At 68.2% G+C, this 18,874-nt stretch carries 17 protein-coding genes; 16 read left to right on the top strand and 1 reads right to left on the bottom strand.

The window, feature by feature from the left end; all coding sequences use genetic code 11:
- Window positions 1-8 precede the first annotated feature (8 nt).
- From thrC to prmC, 6 genes are all read left to right on the top strand, one after another.
- Window positions 9-1,088 (top strand): threonine synthase, encoded by a 1,080-nt coding sequence (gene thrC / locus G9Q41_RS16970; protein WP_092527371.1) that lies wholly within the window; start codon window positions 9-11, stop codon window positions 1,086-1,088.
- Window positions 1,085-2,044 (top strand): homoserine kinase, encoded by a 960-nt coding sequence (gene thrB, locus G9Q41_RS16975; protein ID WP_165633472.1) that lies wholly within the window; start codon window positions 1,085-1,087, stop codon window positions 2,042-2,044. Before thrC ends, thrB begins: the two co-directional genes overlap by 4 nt.
- 868 nt (window positions 2,045-2,912) lie before the next feature.
- The gene (gene rho, locus G9Q41_RS16980) at window positions 2,913-4,886 is read left to right on the top strand and encodes a transcription termination factor Rho (RefSeq protein ID WP_165633471.1); all 1,974 of its coding nucleotides are present in this window, start codon (window positions 2,913-2,915) and stop codon (window positions 4,884-4,886) included.
- A 333-nt stretch (window positions 4,887-5,219) separates the two neighbouring features.
- A complete protein-coding gene (gene rpmE, locus G9Q41_RS16985; RefSeq protein ID WP_092523684.1) occupies window positions 5,220-5,450 on the top strand; it encodes a 50S ribosomal protein L31 in 231 nt (76 codons plus the stop codon).
- Window positions 5,451-5,528: 78 nt separating this feature from the next.
- Window positions 5,529-6,599 carry a peptide chain release factor 1 gene (gene prfA / locus G9Q41_RS16990; protein WP_092523683.1) on the top strand — a complete coding sequence of 357 codons (1,071 nt, stop codon included), beginning with the start codon at window positions 5,529-5,531 and terminating at the stop codon, window positions 6,597-6,599.
- Between the two features lie 391 nt (window positions 6,600-6,990).
- Window positions 6,991-7,881, top strand: coding sequence for a peptide chain release factor N(5)-glutamine methyltransferase (gene prmC, locus G9Q41_RS16995; RefSeq protein WP_165633470.1), 891 nt, complete (start codon window positions 6,991-6,993; stop codon window positions 7,879-7,881).
- A 51-nt stretch (window positions 7,882-7,932) separates the two neighbouring features.
- Here prmC and G9Q41_RS17000 read toward each other — a convergent pair whose 3' ends face one another.
- The gene (locus tag G9Q41_RS17000) at window positions 7,933-8,802 is read right to left on the bottom strand and encodes an alpha/beta hydrolase (protein WP_165633469.1); all 870 of its coding nucleotides are present in this window, start codon (window positions 8,800-8,802) and stop codon (window positions 7,933-7,935) included.
- A 260-nt stretch (window positions 8,803-9,062) separates the two neighbouring features.
- On the opposite strand from G9Q41_RS17000, the gene G9Q41_RS17005 reads away from it, so the two are divergent.
- The 10 genes from G9Q41_RS17005 (at window position 9,063) to atpD (ending at window position 18,775) form a co-directional block, all read left to right on the top strand.
- A complete protein-coding gene (locus tag G9Q41_RS17005; protein ID WP_092523677.1) occupies window positions 9,063-9,710 on the top strand; it encodes an L-threonylcarbamoyladenylate synthase in 648 nt (215 codons plus the stop codon).
- A gap of 466 nt (window positions 9,711-10,176) precedes the next feature.
- Window positions 10,177-11,316 (top strand): MraY family glycosyltransferase, encoded by a 1,140-nt coding sequence (locus tag G9Q41_RS17010; RefSeq protein WP_092523676.1) that lies wholly within the window; start codon window positions 10,177-10,179, stop codon window positions 11,314-11,316.
- A gap of 21 nt (window positions 11,317-11,337) precedes the next feature.
- Entirely contained in the window at window positions 11,338-11,811 is a 474-nt protein-coding gene (locus G9Q41_RS17015) for a hypothetical protein (RefSeq protein WP_092523674.1), read from the top strand.
- A gap of 273 nt (window positions 11,812-12,084) precedes the next feature.
- Window positions 12,085-12,864, top strand: a complete 780-nt coding sequence (gene atpB / locus G9Q41_RS17020) for a F0F1 ATP synthase subunit A (RefSeq protein ID WP_092523672.1) — start codon at window positions 12,085-12,087, stop codon at window positions 12,862-12,864.
- A 56-nt stretch (window positions 12,865-12,920) separates the two neighbouring features.
- Window positions 12,921-13,178: an ATP F0F1 synthase subunit C gene (locus G9Q41_RS17025; protein ID WP_092523670.1), complete on the top strand. Its 258-nt coding sequence runs from the start codon at window positions 12,921-12,923 to the stop codon at window positions 13,176-13,178.
- A gap of 33 nt (window positions 13,179-13,211) precedes the next feature.
- Entirely contained in the window at window positions 13,212-13,766 is a 555-nt protein-coding gene (locus G9Q41_RS17030; RefSeq protein WP_165633468.1) for a F0F1 ATP synthase subunit B, read from the top strand.
- A 72-nt stretch (window positions 13,767-13,838) separates the two neighbouring features.
- Window positions 13,839-14,669 (top strand): F0F1 ATP synthase subunit delta, encoded by an 831-nt coding sequence (locus G9Q41_RS17035; RefSeq protein WP_092523666.1) that lies wholly within the window; start codon window positions 13,839-13,841, stop codon window positions 14,667-14,669.
- 78 nt (window positions 14,670-14,747) lie between these two features.
- Complete coding sequence (gene atpA / locus G9Q41_RS17040; RefSeq protein WP_165633467.1) at window positions 14,748-16,403, top strand: F0F1 ATP synthase subunit alpha; 1,656 nt, start codon at window positions 14,748-14,750, stop codon at window positions 16,401-16,403.
- A 10-nt stretch (window positions 16,404-16,413) separates the two neighbouring features.
- On the top strand, window positions 16,414-17,340 hold the full coding sequence (locus tag G9Q41_RS17045; RefSeq protein WP_092523662.1) for a F0F1 ATP synthase subunit gamma: 927 nt from the start codon (window positions 16,414-16,416) through the stop codon (window positions 17,338-17,340).
- A gap of 1 nt (window position 17,341) precedes the next feature.
- Window positions 17,342-18,775, top strand: coding sequence for a F0F1 ATP synthase subunit beta (atpD, locus tag G9Q41_RS17050; RefSeq protein ID WP_092523660.1), 1,434 nt, complete (start codon window positions 17,342-17,344; stop codon window positions 18,773-18,775).
- The last annotated feature ends 99 nt before the right edge of the window (window positions 18,776-18,874 follow it).

The following is an 18,874-nucleotide window of genomic DNA, read 5'->3' on the forward strand; positions in this document are numbered from 1 at the left end:
CCTCGGAAATGCAACTCGCCCCCGCGCACTCGGGTCCGGGGTGGCCGGGGGTCGTCGAGGCCTACCGCGACCGGGTCGCGGTTCCGGACGGGGCCGAGGTGGTGAGCCTGCGGGAGGGCAACACCCCGCTCGTCTTCGCGCCGCACCTGTCCGAGCTGACCGGTTGCCGGGTCCACGTGAAGGTGGAGGGCGCCAACCCCACCGGCTCGTTCAAGGACCGCGGCATGACCGTGGCGATGACCCACGCGAAGGCCGCGGGGATGCAGGCCGTCATCTGCGCCTCGACCGGCAACACCTCGGCCTCGGCCGCCGCCTACGCGGCCCGCGCCGGGATGGGCTCGGCGGTGCTGGTGCCGCAGGGCAAGATCGCGATGGGCAAGCTGGCGCAGGCCGTGGTGCACGGTGCTCGGATCCTGCAGGTGCGGGGCAGTTTCGACGACTGCCTCGAACTGGCGCGCAAGACCGCTGCGAACTACCCGGTGACACTGGTCAACTCGGTCAATCCGGCGCGCCTGGCCGGGCAGAAGACGGCGGCCTTCGAGATCTGCGACACGCTGGGCTCAGCTCCGGACGTGCACTGCCTGCCCGTGGGCAACGCGGGCAACATAACCGCCTACTGGACGGGCTATTCGGAGTACCTCGCCGACGGGCGCACCGATCGGGCCCCGGCCATGTTCGGGTTCCAGGCGGCGGGAGCGGCCCCGCTGGTCTCCGGTGAGCCGGTTTCCGAACCGGAGACGGTGGCCACGGCCATCAGGGTGGGCAGTCCGGCCTCCTGGGACGGCGCGGTCGCGGCCAGGACGAACTCGGGTGGCTTGTTCTCCGCCGTGACCGACGAGCGGATCCTGGAGGCCTACCGCCTGCTGGCCTCCCGCGAGGGGATCTTCGTGGAGCCGGCGTCCGCGGCCAGCATCGCCGGTCTGCTCGCGACCTCCGCGGAGGGGAGGCTGCCCGTGGGCTCCGACGTGGTGTGCACCGTCACGGGACACGGCCTCAAGGATCCGGACACGGCCCTGGCCGACATGGTCGAGGTGCAGCCGCTTCCGGTCGATCCCGAGGCGGTGGCTACGGCGCTGGAGCTGACGTGACTCGGGACGTGCCTGTCGAGGAGCGGTCCGCGGAGCTCGCCGGGAGCGGGGAGGGGCCGAACCGGGTGGAGGTCACGGCCCCCGCGTCCACCGCGAACCTCGGGTCCGGCTTCGACACGCTCGGCATGGCGCTCGCCCTCCACGACACGGTGGAGATCACGCGGAGCGGGCGGGAAACCGGCAGCGCGCGCGTCAGCGTCAGCGGCCCGGGCGAGGGGGAGGTGCCGACGGACGAGCGGCACCTGGTGGTGCGGGTGCTGCACCGAACCCTGGAGGGGTTGGGACTCGCTCCGCTCGCGGTCGACGTGCGCTGCACCAACGCGATCCCGCACGCGCGCGGGCTGGGCTCCTCGGCGGCCGCGATCGTGGCCGGGGTGACGGCCGCCTACCGCTTCGCCGGGCTCGACGTCCACGCCGAGGGGACGGCTGAGCGGGCCCTGCAGGAGGCCGCCTCCGTGGAGGGACACGCCGACAACGTGGCCGCGAGCCTGTTCGGTGGGCTGGCTGTTGCCTTCAGTGCGGAAAATCGTTATGAAGCCGTTCGTCTGGAGCCGCACGAGGAGTTGGCTCCGGTGGTCTTCATCCCCCGCTCCGAGTCCGAGACTCATGCGATGAGGGGGCTGCTGCCCGCGAACGTCGCCCACGCCGACGCGGCGTTCGCGGCGAGTCGCTCCGCGCTGGCCGTGCACGCCCTCACCGCGCGGCCGGACCTGCTGCACGTGGCCACCGAGGACCGGATCCACCAGGACTACCGGGAACCCGCGATGCCCGCCACGCTCGAACTCGTCCGGCGACTCAGGAATACCGGTGTGCCCGCCGCTGTTTCCGGGGCGGGACCCACGGTGCTGGCCTTGCCCCCCTCGGGGGAGCCTCCGCGGGAGATTCACCCGGAAGGCTTCGAGGTCACACGGCTGAGCGTGGATCGGAGCGGGGTGCGCGTCCGGGAGTTCACCTGATCCGGCGGGGGTGAACATCCGCCGTCCCGCCGGTGGTATAAAGGTGGTGTCGGCATCGTGGTTGTCGAACCCTCGTTTCTGTCGGTCGGCCCACGATTCGACGGGAGATCCGACAGGATCGTGACCGAGTAGGGACGTTCCCCCGTGGGCGTGTCATGCTCTTGGTTGTTGCACCGGAGTGACTCGGCGTATACCCTCAAGGTCAATCAGTCACCGGGCGCATCGGCGCCGGTGCCTTGCCCGGGAGATCTCCCGGGATGCATCCCTCGCTGTGATTCGACTGCATACTCCGGCTGGAGAGCAGGACGGCGGGTAGCCGATCGCGGTGACCGAGTCAGGAGTTGTCAACTCAAGGGGTTCGCTTCGTCGGGTCGAACTTCAGGTAGTTGCCGGTGTCGGACTGGGAGCTCTGGCGTTACGGATTGTGGTTCCGCACGGCATTCGCGAATAACTCGGTGACCAAAGTGGAGGCTTCGGTTTTCCCGGGCACCGTGCTCGGCAACCGTGTCGGAGCGTGCTCCGGACGCGCGGTGTCGGCCTTGTCGGCGCCGGCCGTTTCGGTGAGTCCGGTAACGATCAGTCAGCGAGGCACGTACCAACGATTGGTGGGCGGACACGGTCATGATCACTCCGGTAGGTGGTCACATCGCCGTGGACGGGTGATATCACCAGAGGTGCGCGAGTCAGGCGCCTCCGCTGCCCGGTGCTGCCGGATTTCGAGTGGGTGCCGACACCACGCGCGCCGGGTGTCCTCGTCGAGTTCATTCGACACAGGGGCCGGTAGCACTACAAGGCCGCTCGTGTTCGTAACGAGCGGGGAATCCGCTGGGCCGCGTAGGAGGCGCGGATCCGGTCAGGAAGGACATTCGTGAGCAACACCGATCTGTTGAGCAGCGAGACGGGCAACGGCGTCTCTCCGTCCGGCGGGCAGGAGTCCGAGTCGTCGCAACAGGCAGCTTCCGGTTCGGGGGCCAACGGCAACACACGTCGTCGGGGCGGCCTCTCGGGCATGGTGCTGGCCGAACTGCGGCAGCTCGCCGGTGAATTGGGGATCGACACCGCGGGTCTGCGCAAGGGCGACCTGATCGCCGCAATCAAGGAACGCCAGGGAAGTTCGGCACCGCAGCAGTCGGACTCGTCCGCAAGCCGGCAGCCGACTCTCGACCAGCAGGCGGACCAGGACAACACCAACAACAAGGGCCGGAACACCAAGGGGGCGAACGCCAGGAACAAGGACTCCAAGGAGAAGTCCGGCCACCCCCAGGCGGAGTCGGCACCTTCCGGCACGGAATCCTCCGCTCCGGCCACCGAGGCGACCCCGGGATCCGACAAGCGTTCGAACGGTTCGTCCCCGAACCGTGGTTCGCGTCGCTCGGGCAACGACGGTTCCGGCGAGGAAGGACGCCGCGGGAACCGGCGTCGTCGTTCCTCGGGACGTTCCGGCCAGCAGGACCAGAACTCGGACGACCGGGGCGACCGCAACGACAGGGGCGGCTCGGACAAGAGCGAGCGCACCGACGGCGACCGGCAGGACAACCGCAGGGACAACAACCGTCCCGACAACCGCAACGACAACGGTCGCGGAGACAACTCGCGGCAGCAGCAGGACGACGACGAACGCGGCAACAGGCGCAGTCGTCGCTTCCGGGACCGGCGGCGCAACCGCGGACGCGGTGACAACGAGCCGGAGGTGCGCGACGACGACGTGCTGCTTCCGGTCGCGGGGATCCTCGACGTGCTGGAGAACTACGCGTTCGTCCGCACCTCGGGCTACCTGGCCGGCCCGAACGATGTGTACGTCTCCCTGTCGCTGGTCCGCAAGTACGGGCTGCGGCGCGGTGACGCCATCAAGGGCGTCGTCCGGCAGCCCCGCGAGGGCGAGCAGCAGCGCCAGAAGTTCAACCCGCTGGTGCGGGTCGACGGGATCAACGGCCTGGAACCCGAGGCGGCCAAGCGCCGTTCCGAGTTCCACAAGCTGACGCCGCTCTACCCGAACGAGCGACTGCGCCTGGAGACCGAGCCCCAGAGCATCACGAGCCGGGTCATCGACCTGGTGATGCCGGTCGGCAAGGGCCAGCGCGCCCTGATCGTCTCCCCGCCGAAGGCGGGCAAGACGATGGTGCTGCAGTCGATCGCCAACTCGATCACGACCAACAACCCCGAGTGCCACCTGATGGTCGTTCTCGCCGACGAACGGCCGGAAGAGGTCACCGACATGCAGCGGTCGGTCAAGGGTGAGGTCATCGCATCCACATTCGACCGTCCCCCGTCCGATCACACCACTGTGGCCGAGCTTTCCATCGAACGGGCCAAGCGATTGGTCGAGATGGGGCACGACGTGGTGGTGCTGCTGGACTCGATCACACGCCTCGGCAGGGCCTACAACCTCTCCGCTCCCGCATCGGGGCGGATCCTGTCCGGTGGTGTCGACTCCACGGCGCTGTACCCGCCGAAGCGCTTCCTCGGCGCGGCGCGCAACATCGAGAACGGCGGCTCCCTGACCATCTTCGCCACCGCGCTGGTGGAGACCGGGTCCGCCATGGACACGGTCATCTTCGAGGAGTTCAAGGGAACCGGCAACGCCGAGCTCAAGCTCGACCGCAAGCTGGCGAACAAGCAGCTCTTCCCGGCCGTCGACGTCGACAGTTCGAGCACCCGCAAGGACGAACTGCTGATGTCCTCGGACGAGTTGGCCGTTCACCACAAGTTGCGCAGGGTGCTGGCCGCGCTGGACTCCCAGCAGGCCCTGGAGCTTGTGCAGGACCGCCTGCGCAAGACGCGCACCAACATCGAGTTCCTCACCCAGGTGGCCAAGACGACTCCGGGTAAAGAGGAGGAGTGAGTGCCCGGCCCGGACCGACCTCGCCACGGGGAGCCACCTCGTCGGATCGTTCCGGGCAGGGCGAGCACCGTTCGTCGCGGGGCGAACGGTTCGGATCCCGCGCGATCCGTCCCCTTCCGCGTGGGCGGCGTTCCACCGTGACCGCGAGTCCGGGCCCCTCCCGCCCGCGCCGTCGAATTCCGCACGCACGCCCCCTGCGGGGCGGGAATACGTAGTGCGCACCCTGCGTTGCAGGTCAACGGTCTCGGTCTGGCAAAATCGGGACCCGTTCCGGCGCCGGTTCACCTCTGGTGGACACCACGAGGACCCGGTGCCACGAGGAGAGGATTGATCATGAAGAGCGGCATTCACCCCGAATACGTGGAAACGCAGGTCGTCTGCAACTGCGGGGAGAGCTTCACCACGCGGAGCACCAAGACCGAGGGCAAGATCAACGTCGATGTCTGCTCGAACTGCCACCCGTTCTACACGGGCAAGCAGAAGATCCTGGACACCGGCGGTCGCGTCGCCAAGTTCGAGGCTCGTTACGGTCGGCGTCCGCAGAACGCCCGCACCAAGAAGTAGCCGAGTCCGTGGCGCCCGCCTCGATCAGTTGGCGGGCGCCGTTCTCGTATCGGACTCGTGGCGAAAGTGGGGAGCACCGTGGAGACCTCGAGGGTCGAGGAGCTGCTCGCCGAGTACACCGAGCTGGAGGGACGGCTCGCGGACCCGGACGTGCACGCCGATCAGGAGCGGGCGCGGAAACTCGGCAAGCGGCACGCCGAGCTCACACCGATCGTGCGCACGGCGCGTGAGCTCGACCAGGTTCGCTCGGACCTGTCCACCGCACGGGAGCTGGCGGGCGAGGACCCCGCCCTCGCGCGGGAAGCCGAGCAGCTCGAGTCCCGGATTCCCGCACTGGAGGAACGGCTCGCCGAGCTGCTGGCTCCGCGGGACCCGCGGGACGGTTCCGACGTCGTGCTCGAGGTGAAGTCCGGGGAAGGCGGCGAGGAATCCGCGCTGTTCGCGGGCGACCTGCTCCGCATGTACCTGCGCTTCGCCGAGCGGCAGGGGTGGCAGGCCGAGGTGCTCGGCGCCACCGAGTCCGATCTCGGCGGCTACAAGGACGTCATCGTCGCCGTGAAGTCGAAGAGCGAGCCCGGCCTGGAGGGCGTCTGGGCCAAGCTCAAGTTCGAGGGCGGCGTTCACCGCGTCCAGCGAGTCCCGGTGACCGAGTCCCAGGGGCGGGTGCACACCTCCGCCGCGGGGGTGCTGGTGTACCCGGAGCGGGAGGAGGTCGAGGTGGAGATCGACGAGAAGGAGCTCCGCATCGACGTGCACCGCTCCTCCGGGCCCGGGGGGCAGAGCGTGAACACCACGGACTCCGCCGTGCGGGTCACCCACCTGCCCACGGGAATCGTGGTGGCCTGCCAGAACCAGAAGTCCCAGCTGCAGAACAAGACGCGGGCCATCCAGGTGCTGCGCGCGCGGCTGCAGGCCATGGCCGAGGAGGAGGCCGAGCGCGAGGTCGCCGAGACCCGACGCAGCCAGGTTCGCACCGTGGACCGCTCGGAACGGGTGCGCACCTACAACTTCCCCGAGAACCGCATCTCGGACCACCGCATCAACTTCAAGGCCTACAACCTCGACCACGTGCTGGAGGGCGAGCTCGACTCGGTGCTGGGCGCGCTGCGCGAGGCCGATCGGAAGGAGCGGATGGAAGCCGGGGTCTGACGACCGGTTTCCCCGCGGGGCGGCTCGTCCGGCTGGTCGGGTAGCCGGCACACGTGAGTCGGCGCCTCGGGAGCGTTGGAGGGCATCTCGGCAGCGGCCTGCGCCACGTGCCCTCCCCGCCTTGCGAGGCATCCGACTCACGCACCGGAGCTCCTCGTCCTGCCCGGGCTCGAAGCGCCCGCGTCGAACGGGTCACCTCTGTCGGGGGGTCCGGACGCCCCGCGGCGGTGCCGACCGCGCAGGTGGGCGCAAGCGGCAGGTGCCGCTTGGGAGTCCGCCCCGCGCGATCGAATCGCCCCCGGCGAAATCTCCGGGGATCGGGGGGGAGTCCTCGAGGGGCTGTTCCGAGGGCGGCCCGTTTCATCCGGCGGAGGGACTCTAGGGTACGACTGTGGACCGAAAACCGTTGCGGTTGGCGATTCTGGAGGGCGAGCGCGTCCTCACGGCGGCGGGGATCCCCTCCGCCCGTGCTGAGGCCGAGATGCTGGCCGCTCACCTTCTCGGGGTCGAACGCACCAAGTTGATGATGTTTCCCCTGGTGGACCAGTCCGCGGTCGACTCGTTGGAGCGGCTCGTCCAGCAACGGGCCACCAGGGTCCCGCTGCAGCACCTGACCGGTGCGGCCGCGCTCGGCCGGGTGACCCTCGCGGTGGGCCCCGGCGTCTTCGTCCCGCGGCCGGAGACGGAACAGCTGCTGGAGTGGGGCTTGAACCGGCTGCGCGGCCTGCGGAACCCCGTGGTCGTCGATCTGTGCGCCGGGGCGGGAGGACTCGCCCTGGCGCTGGCCCACGAGCGCCCGGACGCCGAGGTTCTGGCGGTGGACAATGACCCGACCGCGTTGAGCTGGGCGCGGGACAACGCCGAGCGACGGCGGCTGGCCGGGGACGTCCCGGTTCACGTGCTCGAGGGGGACGTCACCGATCCCGGGCTGCTCGCCGAGCGGGAGCGGGGCGTGGACCTGCTGGTCTGCAACCCCCCGTACGTTCCAGAAGGCACCCCGGTCCCGCCCGAGGTCGGCGACCACGATCCGCCCGCGGCGGTCTTCGCGGGAAGGGACGGATTGCGGGTGCTGCGTCACGTGGTGGCGCACGCAGCCCGCCTGCTGTCCCCCGGCGGCGGGATCGCCGTGGAGCACGACGACACGCACGGGGGGTCGGTGCCGGCCTTGCTGGCGGCTCGTTCCGAGCTGACCGATGTCGAGGCGCACAACGATCTGGCGGGGCGGCCGAGGTTCGCCACGGCCCGCCGGGACCCCGCTGGGGACCCGACGAGGAACGGGTGACGTCCGGCCGGGTGCTGCCGATTCCCGGCGCTGTGGGAGAGCGCGGGCGCTTCAGAGCGTGCCGTTGACGAACTCGCGCACGGCCGCGTTGAACTCGTTGGGTTTCTCGCGGTGGCACCAGTGCCCGGCTTCGGGCAGCACGCGCAGCATGGCCCCGGGGACCGCCGCTGCGGCCTCGTGCGCCACCGACACCGGAACGCGTTCGTCGCGCTCGCCGTGCACGAACATGACGGGGCAGCGGATGCCTCCCAGGTGGGGGAGGTGGTTGATCCGCATGGCGCGGCGCCCCACGGCCTCGGAGTGCCAGTCGGAGAACAACGACGCGCTCCCGCGAAGTTCCTCGTGGAACTCGTTCACCAGCTGCTCGTGGTCGACGACCCCGGCGGGGTCGTTCAGCACCCCGTCGAGGAGGTAGCGGCGGGACAGCCCGCGGTGCAGCCCGAGCACGTTGGCCGCCGTCGTGCCGTAGAACCGTGAGCGCAACTTCAGGAAGGTGGCGAGCTGTCCGGGAACGCGGTGCTGCAGCCCCTCCGAGCCCGTCAGCACGAGCCCGCGCATCCGGTGCGGGTGCCGCAGCGCGAACCCGGTCGCGGCGCTGCCACCGACCGAGGCCCCGATCAGCACGGCGCGCTCGATCCCCCAAGCGTCGAGCAGCCAGCGCAGGACCTCCTCCAGCGTGCGCTGGCCGACTTTGCCGTACCAGTTCCTGCTTCCGCCGTGCCTGGGCAGGTCCGGGAGGTAGACCCGGTGGTCGACGGCGAGCGGAGCGATGGCGTGCCGCCAGCTGAGCAGCGCGTTGTCGATGCCGCCGCCGTGCAGCAGCACGACGGCAGGCCCCGAGGTGCCTGCGCGGTGGTAGCGGATCGTGCCTGCCGGGAAACCGAGCTGCTCGGTCTGGACACCCTGCGGCGGGGCGGTCATCGCTCGTCCTCCAGAAACGGGAATTTCCGGGCTCGACCCCCAGAGGTCACCCGGTGATCAGCAGTGCTTCGTCGAGTCGGTCGTGATGGGCGGTCGCTCGGCGGAACCCCCGCCGCCTCGTGAGCGGGTCCCGGGAAGGGCCGGGGCGGGGAGGAGCTCGACGCGCTGGCGACTCGTCGATCACCGTGAACATGTTGCCCGAAGGGCTCGGGGTGCACCACTCGCACCCGCCGTGGACGGTCGTGCCAGGATCTGGTGCCGTGAGCACGGTCTACGATTGCAACAGCCCGGACAGTCGCAGTGCCGGACTGAACAGGGCCGCGAGTTCGCTGCGCGGTGGCGGACTCGCCGTTCTTCCCACGGACACGGTCTACGGAATCGGGGCGGACGCGTTCGATCCCGAAGCCGTTCGCGCGTTGCTCTCGGCCAAGGGACGCGGACCCGACATGCCGGTTCCGGTGCTGGTCGGTTCGTGGAACACGGTCGACGGGCTGGTGATGTCGGTTCCCCGGCAGGCGAGGGCGCTCATCGAGGCGTTCTGGCCCGGTGGTCTGTCGCTCGTGCTGCCGCAGGCGCCCTCGCTGTCCTGGGACCTGGGTGAGACCCGCGGAACGGTGAACCTGCGGATGCCGCTGCACCCGGTCGCGCTGGACCTGCTGCGCGATGTCGGGCCGCTTGCCGTCTCGAGCGCCAACACGACGGGGAACCCGCCGGCCACCACGGCGGAGCAGGCGCGGGAGCAGCTGGGGGAGTCCGTACCCGTTTACCTGGACGGCGGTCCCTCCGGGGAGCCGGTCGCTTCGACCATCGTGGATCTGACCGGACAGCGCCCCCGGATACTGCGCGAGGGGGCCGTCAGCCGCGCGGAGCTGGCCACCGAGCTGGGAGTGGAACTGCCGGTCGAGTAGGGATTCTCGACAGCTCGCCAGCTCGGTTCGAGCGGGGGCGAATTGCGCGGCGGTGCCCGTTGAACGGACGGTCACGAGCGGCTCCGCCGCTTGCTCGACGATCGGCACGACCGGGCCGGTGTTCGCCCGGTCGTGCCGAGGTCTTCCGCCGGAAGCTTCGCCGCCCCCGGTCGCGCGGGCGGCAGTACGATTCGGCCGAACGGGTGAGTTCGCTGCTCGGGTGCGGTCGCGGACCCGTTCGGTCGGCGGAGCGAGCGCTCGGTAGCGTGAACCCCCGAATGCGACTCGTGGGCGACGCCGACGGTTTCCCGGCATCCGGTGTTCGGTGACGACCGTGGGTGCGCCCAGTTCCAGCTCTTTCTGCCCGTCGGAGATGTTCGCGAGGAGCCGCCAACAGTGACTGTGTCGCCGTGGGATTCGGACGTGGCCGTGCACCGCTCGCCCGCGCGTGGTTGAGGCGGCGGCCATGGACACCGTTCCAGCCTGGGCCCCCGCGGGGGTGCCCGCACGGGAGTACCTGCTCGTCTGCCTCACCGCCGCCGCGGTGACCTTTCTGCTCACCGGCCTGACCAGATTGCTGGCCCTGCGCATCGGGGCGGTCGCGCACCCGAGGAACCGCGATGTGCACCGCAGCCCGATTCCCCGGATGGGGGGAGTCGCGATGTACGCCGGTGTGCTCGGCGGAATGTTTTTGGCCGGGAACCTGCCCGCGCTCTCGCGCGGGTTCGACTACTCGAACGACGCGTTGGCCGTGGTGATCGCGGGCGGGCTCATCACTCTGGTGGGCGCGCTGGACGACCGCTTCGAACTGGACTCGTGGACCAAGCTGGCCGGGCAGGTCACGGCTGCGGGAATCCTCGTGCTGATGGGGCTGCAGTGGTACATGCTGCCGGGCGGCCAGGGCGGTGAGTCGGGTTCGGTGCTGGTGCTCAGCGGGAACCAGGGGCAGCTGCTCACGGTGGTGCTGACCGTGGCGATGGTCAACGCGATGAACTTCGTGGACGGGCTGGACGGGCTGGCCTCCGGGATCGGCCTGATCGCCGCGAGCGCGACCTGCGCGTTCTGCCTGGGGCTGCTCAACGACCAGGGCGGTGACGTCACCGCCTATCCCCCCGCCCTGATCGCGGCGACCATAGCCGGGGCCTGCCTGGGGTTCCTGCCCTACAACTTCCAACCCGCCAGGATCTTCATGGGCGACTCCGGCTCGATGCTGATCGGTCTGATGCTGGCCTCGGCCAGTACCACGGCCGCGGGAAAGATGGATCCGACCAGCCTGGACGCCTTCGGGCTGTTCGCGCCGCTGCTGGTGGTCGCTGCCGTGCTCTTCGTCCCGCTGCTGGACCTGAGCCTGGCGGTGGTTCGCCGGACCAGGGCGGGCAGGAGTCCGTTCCACGCGGACAAGATGCACCTGCACCACCGCCTGCTCGAGCTCGGGCACTCGCAGCGGCGTGCCGTGCTGCTGATCTACCTGTGGGCGGGAGTGGTCGCCTTCGGCGCCGTTTCGCTCACGTTGTTCGAGGATGTGGCTCTGGTGGCGTGGGCTATCGGGATCGCGGTGGTCGTGGCGGGTATCGTATCCGCGATACCCCGAATGAGGACCAGGTAGTGCTTCCGGGCGGGAGAAGCGATGAGCGAAGCAACCGAAGTGGCCGACGAGTCGTCCCGGCGGGCGGAGTCCAATCCGCATGCCGTGGCCGTCCGCAGGCTCGCCCACGCGATGCTGCGCGCGGCCGTCTGGCCCGCTGTGGTGACCGTGCTGGTCAGCGCGGTGGTCGGGGCCTTCTGGGTGGGTGCCCAGGGGGCGGTCGGCGCGCTGATCGGTGGCGTGGTCGCTTCGGCCTCCTCGTTGTTGACCCTGTGGTTGATGCGGGCGACGGCGGACTCGCACCCGATGTTCGTCATGGTCGCCGCGCTCGGTGGCTACATCGGGAAGGTGGTCGTGCTGTTCGTGGTGGTGACCCTGCTCCGGATCTTCACCGCGGTTCACGTTCCCGCTGTGGCGATCGCCATACTCGCCACTGTGCTGGTTTGGGCATTTGCCGAGGTATACGCTTTTCGCAAGACCAAGATTCCTACGATCGCATTAGCGAACGCCTCCTGACGGAGTAGCGACCACACCCCTCAGGTGTGAAATGGTGGGTATACCCTTTTTGTTACCAAATGGTAGGGTTTGGCGCGCAAGAAGCTTGGGTCGTTGAGCGGGGGATTCTCGCCGCGGGGAAGCTCCGGCTTGTCCGTGCGGACCTCGCCTGGCGGACCTCGCCCTGAGGGAGGGCCCCTACGTCCTCGATCGTGTATCAGGTACGTTGAGTGCAAATCGTGACGATTCCCCCGGTGGAGTTAGCTCCAACCGGGAGAACCGGAAGGAGCCCAGTTGGGCGCGCTGGTGTTGAGCCAGGGCGGCACGTTCGAGCCGCCCGGTGTCGATAGCTTTTTTCTCCCGCCGATCTTTGGTGGAGTCACCAAGCCGATCGTGCTTGTAGTGCTCTCGGCTGTCATCGTCGGTGCGTACTTCTTGATCGCCACACGCAACCTCAAGTTGGTGCCTGGCAAGGGCCAGTTCGCGGCGGAGTACCTTTACGACTTCAGCAGGAACACGATCGCAAGGGATCAGATCGGTGCGAAGGACTTCCAGCGGTTCGTCCCGCTGATCTTCGGGCTGTTCACGTTCATCCTGGTGAACAACCTCTTCGGGATCATCCCGTTGATCCAGTTCCCCACGATGGCCAAGATCGGCTTCCCGATCGCCCTGTTCATCATGGTCTACATCGTGATCCACACGGTCGGGTTCAAACGCCACGGCTTCTTGGGTTACCTCAAGCACGTGATGTTCCCTCCCGGGGTCCCCAAGCCGGTCTACATCCTGCTTGCTCCGATCGAGTTTCTGCAGAAGTTCCTGTTCCAGCCGGTGGCGCTGGCCATCCGAGTCTTCGCGGCGATGTTCGCCGGTCACCTCATCCTGCTGGTGTTCGCCCTGGGTGGACACTACCTGCTGATCGAGGCGGGTGCGCTGCTCAAGCCGGTTTCCATAATCAGCTTCGCCTTCGCGATCATTCTGACCTTCGCCGAGGCCTTGATTCAGGTCTTGCAGGCGTACATCTTCGCGGTGCTCACCGCCAATTTCATCGGTGCTGCACTCGCGGAGGAGCACTGAGGACAGAGCGGGACCTCCGATCCGCGTCACGCGGACCGAGTTGAAAGGTAGTAACAGTGAGCAACATCGTTCTTGCACAGGCCGCGGAAAGCGCTGCCAACATCAACCCGGGCCTCGCTGCCATCGGCTACGGCGTCGGTGCGATCGGTCCCGGTGTCGGCGTCGGTCTGATCTGGGCAGCTGTCATCAACGGAACTGCCCGCCAGCCGGAGGCCCAGGGCCAGCTGATGGGCATCGCCTGGATCTCCTTCGTCCTCGTCGAGGTGCTGGCACTGATCGGCCTGGTCGTTTACTTCATCGCTTCCGCCGCTTGAGTCTGACTGCTTGACGCGTTGGGAGAAGTCCAGATGAAGGAACACCTGGTGCTGGCAGCGTCGGACCACAATCCGATCCTGCCCGCCCCGACCGAGATAGTCGTCGGCTTCGTCGCCTTCCTCCTCCTGCTGTTCGTGCTGAACAAGTACGCCGTTCCTCGCTTCGAGAAGCTCTACAAGGAGCGCAGCGACCGGATCGAGGGCGGCATCGCGCGGGCCGAGGAGGCGCAGGCCGAGGCCCAGCGCACGCTGGAGCAGTACAAGGCGCAGCTGGCCGAGGCCCGTGCCGAGGCGGCTCGGATCAGGGACGACGCACGCGCCGAGGGGCAGCAGATCCTGGACGACATGCGGTCGCAGGCCCAGGAGGAGAGCGACCGGATCATCAATCAGGGCCAGGCTCAGCTCGCTGCTCAGAAGACCCAGGTCATCGCGGAGCTGCGCGCCGACCTCGGTCGGCACGCCGTGGACCTGGCGAGCAGGGTCGTCGGTGAGTCCCTCGAGAACGAGGACCGGGCTCAGCGCACGGTGGATCGGTTCCTCGACGAGCTGGAGTCCACCTCCGCGCCGTCGACGTCGACCAGCAGCTGAGGCGGTTCCCACCGATCGGCTCCAGGTCGAAGGGATTTGAGTGATGGGCCCAGGAGAGAAAGGCGTGCAGAGTTGAGCACCCTCGTGAACGCCGCGAGTCGTGATGCACTGGCAGCCAGCGAGCTGCAGCTGTTGCAGGCCACGGATGGGGCCGGACCCGCGGAGATCACCGGGCTCGCCGACGAGTTGTTCGGAGTCGCCGCGTTGCTGCGCGGCGAGTCCGCTCTCCGGCGCGCTCTCGCCGATGCCGCCACCCCGGCCGAGTCCAGGCAGGGGCTGGTTCGCGAGTTGCTGAGCAACCAGCTCGGCGCCCGTTCACTGCCGGTGGTGGTGGAGGTCGCGGGCGCTCGCTGGTCCAGTCCCAGCGACTTGGTGCACGGCCTCGAACGGCTCGCCCGCACCGCCCTGCTGGTTCAGGCGGAGCGCGCGGGCAGGTTGGACGCGGTGGAGGACGAGCTGTTCCGGCTGGGCCGCATCATCGGCGGTCAACCGGAGTTGGAACGGTTGCTGTCGGATCCCACCGCCGATTCCGCAGGCAAGGGGACCGTCGTCGAGCAGCTGGTCGGCGGCAAGGTCGAGGATGTGACCGAACGCCTGGTGCGGCAGTTGGTCGAAAGGTCGCCGGGCGGCCACCTCAGTGAGGGGCTGGAGGAACTGGCCGAGCTCTCCGCCAAGCGGAGGGAACGCTCGGTCGCCCACGTTCGTTCGGCGGTCGCGCTCAGTGACGAGCAGCAGGAGCGACTGGCCAACACGCTGCAACGCATATACGCGCGGCCGATTGCGGTACACCTGGAAGTGGACCCCGACATCGGTGGCGGATTGGTCATTCGGGTCGGTGAGGAGATCATCGACGGCAGCACGTCCGGACGGCTGCAGGCATTGCGGCGCGACCTCTCCGGCTGACGGGCGGCAGTCACCGCTCGCGGCCGGACGGGGGCCGCCCCTTTTTCCCACAGAACGAAGCGAGAGCAGGAACGAGACATGGCGGAGCTGACGATCTCGTCGGACGAGATCCGCAGTGCGATCGAGAAGTACGTCTCCAGCTACTCACCCGAGGTCAGCCGCGAGGAGGTCGGGGTCGTCACGGACACCGGTGACGGCATCGCCCATGTCGAGGGTCTGCCTTCGGTCATGACCGAGGAACTGCTGGAGTTCCCCGGCGGCATCTACGGCGTCGCGATGAACCTCGAGGCGCAGTCGATCGGCGCGGTCATCCTCGGTCAAGCCGACCAGATCGAGGAAGGCCAGGAGGTCAGGCGCACCGGCAGGGTGATGTCCGTGCCGGTCGGCGACAACTTCCTCGGCAGGGTGGTCAACCCGGTCGGCGAGCCCATCGACGGTCTCGGTGAGATCGAGGCGGAGAAGGAGCGCGAGCTGGAGCTGCAGGCCGCTTCGGTGGTCCAGCGCCAGGGCGTGAACGAGCCGCTCCAGACCGGTATCAAGGCGATCGACTCGATGACCCCGATCGGCCGCGGGCAGCGGCAGTTGATCATCGGTGACCGCAAGACCGGCAAGACCACGATCGCCACTGACACGATCATCAACCAGAAGAGCAACTGGGACAGCGGCGACCCAGAGAAGCAGGTGCGCTGCATCTACGTCGCGATCGGCCAGAAGGGCTCGACCATCGCGGGGACGCAGCGCGCCCTCCAGGAGGCCGGCGCGATGGAGTACACCACCATCGTGGCCGCTCCCGCCGCCGACTCCCCGGGGCTGAAGTGGCTGGCGCCCTACGGGGGGTCCGCCCTCGGGCAGCACTGGATGTGGCAGGGCAAGCACGTCCTGATCGTGTTCGACGACCTGACCAAGCAGGCCGAGGCCTACCGGGCCATCTCGCTGCTGCTGCGGCGTCCCCCGGGGCGTGAGGCCTTCCCCGGTGACGTCTTCTACCTGCACTCCCGGCTGCTGGAGCGCTGCGCGAAGCTCTCCGACGAGCAGGGTGGCGGTTCGATGACCGGGCTCCCGATCATCGAGACCAAGGCCAACGACGTGTCGGCCTACATCCCGACCAACGTCATCTCCATCACCGACGGGCAGTGCTTCCTGCAGTCCGATCTGTTCAACTCCGGTCAGCGGCCGGCGATCGACGTGGGCACCTCGGTCTCGCGTGTCGGCGGTTCCGCGCAGATCAATGCGATGAGGAAGGTCACCGGTTCGCTGAAGATCGACCTGGCGCAGTACCGCGAGCTGGAGGCGTTCTCCGCGTTCGCCTCGGACCTGGACGCCGCATCCAAGGCCCAGCTGGACCGCGGTGCCCGGTTGATGGAGGTGCTCAAGCAGGGCGAGGGAGTGCCCTTCCCGGCAGAGGAGGAGGTCGTTTCCCTCTACCTCGGAACCAAGGGGCGGCTGGACGATCTGCCGACCGGTGACGTGGCCCGCTTCGAGACGGAGTTCCTGGCGCACATGCGGCGCAACCAGGAAACCGTGCTCAAGGACATTGTCGAGAGCAAGAAGCTCTCCGACGACGGGGCCAAGGCCATCGACGACGCCGTCACGGAATTCAAGAAGCAGTTCACCACCTCCGAGGGCGGCGCGGTTCTCCCGCAGCACGAGGAAGCGGGCACCGTCGATGCCGATCAGGTCGAGCAGGAGACGGTGAAGGTCAACCGCCCCGCCTCCGGGGACAGCGAGAAGTGACCGGATAGCCATGGCTCAGCTTCGCGAACTACGCAATCGCATCCGGTCGGTGCAGTCGACCCGCAAGATCACCAAGGCGCAGGAGCTCATCGCCACATCGCGCATCATGAAGGCGCAGGCGAGGGTGGAGGCCTCCAGGCCCTACGCCGAGGAGATCACCAGGGTGTTGACCGCACTGGCCGATGCCAGCCCGCTCGACCATCCGTTGCTGACGGAACGGGACAGCTCCAAGCGGTCCGCCGTGCTGGTGGTCACCAGCGACCGCGGTTTCTGCGGTGCCTACAACGCCAACGTGATCCGCGCCGCCGAGGACTTGCAGAACACGCTGCGGCAGCAGGGCAAGACCCCGATGCTGTACGTGATCGGACGCAAGGGCGAGACGTACTACCGGTTCCGCAACCGGGAGATCACGCAGAGCTGGGGCGGCTTCACCGATCGTCCGGACTACGCGAACGCGGCGGACGTGGGTGAGACCCTGGTGAAGGCGTTCATGCAGGGCACCGAGGAAGCGAAGAAGGAGGGGAGCTCGGAGGACGAGAACGTGCTCGCGGTGGACGAGATCCACCTGGTGCACACCGAGTTCGTCTCGATGCTCACCCAGCGGCCGGTCATCCGGCGGATCGCTCCGCTGGAGGTGGAGTACACCCAGAGCGAGGGGGTGCGGCCGGCCTACGACTTCGAGCCGGACGCGGGGACCCTGTTCCGGGCGCTGCTCCCGAAATACATCAACACTCGCCTGTTCGCCGGACTGCTGGATTCAGCGGCGTCCGAGCACGCGGCACGTCGGACTGCGATGAAGTCGGCCACGGACAACGCGGACGAGATCGTGCAGAACCTCAGCCGTGAAGCCAACCGTGCTCGCCAGGCCCAGATCACCCAGGAAATCAGCGAGATCGTCGGTGGTGTCGAGGCGCTCTCGTCTGCAGGAAGTGAGTGACATGACTGCTACTGCCACTAGCACGGCTACTGGCACCGGTCGCGTCGTCCGGGTCCTCGGCCCGGTGGTGGACGTCGAGTTCCCCCGCGACCACGTGCCGGACCTGAACAACGCGCTGCACGTGGAGATCACGGCAGCGGAGATGTCCAACAGCCTCACGTTGGAGGTCGCCCAGCACCTCGGTGACAACGTCGTGCGCGCCATCTCGATGCAGCCCACGCAGGGGCTGGTGCGCGGCGCCCCCGTCACGGACAGCGGAGCACCGATCTCCGTGCCGGTCGGGGACGAGGTCAAGGGGCACGTCTTCAACGCGCTCGGCCAGTGCCTGGACGAGCCCGGCCACGCCTCCGAGGCGGAGCGGTGGAGCATCCACCGCAATCCGCCGTCCTTCGACCAGCTCGAGGGCAAGACCCAGATGCTGGAGACCGGCATCAAGGTGATCGACCTGCTCACGCCCTACGTCCAGGGCGGCAAGATCGGTCTCTTCGCCGGTGCCGGTGTGGGCAAGACGGTGCTCATCCAGGAGATGATCCGCCGCGTCGCCAGGAACTTCGGCGGCACCTCGGTGTTCGCCGGTGTCGGCGAGCGCACCCGTGAGGGCAACGACCTCTGGGTCGAGATGGGCGAGTCCGGTGCGCTGGACAACACCGCCCTCGTCTTCGGCCAGATGGACGAGCCGCCGGGGACCCGCATGCGGGTCGGCCTGTCGGCGCTGACGATGGCGGAGTACTTCCGCGACGTGGAGAACCAGGACGTTCTGCTGTTCGTCGACAACGTCTTCCGGTTCACCCAGGCCGGCCAGGAGGTCTCCACGCTGCTCGGCCGGATGCCCTCCGCCGTCGGTTACCAGCCGACGCTGGCCGACGAGATGGGTGCGCTGCAGGAGCGGATCACCTCGACGCAGGGGCGTTCCATCACGTCGATGCAGGCGGTCTACGTGCCCGCCGACGACTACACGGACCCGGCCCCTGCCACCACGTTCGCGCACCTCGACGCGACGACCGAGATGGCTCGCTCCATCGCGCAGAAGGGCATCTACCCCGCGGTGGATCCGCTGACGTCCAGCTCCAACATCCTGGAGCCCAGGATCGTCGGTGACGACCACTACAGGGTCGCCCAGCAGGTCAAGCAGATCCTGCAGAAGTACAAGGAGCTGCAGGACATCATCGCCATCCTCGGCATGGACGAGCTGTCCGAAGAGGACAAGGTCACGGTCAACCGGGCCCGCCGGATCGAGCGTTACCTTTCGCAGAACTTCTTCGTCGCCAAGCAGTTCACCGGCCAGGAAGGCTCCTTCGTTCCGCTGAAGGAGACCATCGAGGCGTTCGACAAGCTCTGCAACGGCGAGTTCGATCACTACCCGGAGCAGGCGTTCCTGTCCATCGGTGGTCTCGAGGATCTGCAGGCTGCCTACGAGAAGTACACCAAGGAGTGAATTTCTCCACTCCTTTCGAGTGGGAATCGGGTGCCGTCCTCGGCAGGGGGCGGCACCCGTTCCGCGGTTGCCCTGCTCAATCGTCCGCACGCCTGTGTT

Origin of the sequence: Actinopolyspora sp. BKK2 (genome assembly GCF_011291845.1) — a bacterium.
GTDB lineage: Bacteria > Actinomycetota > Actinomycetes > Mycobacteriales > Pseudonocardiaceae > Actinopolyspora > Actinopolyspora saharensis.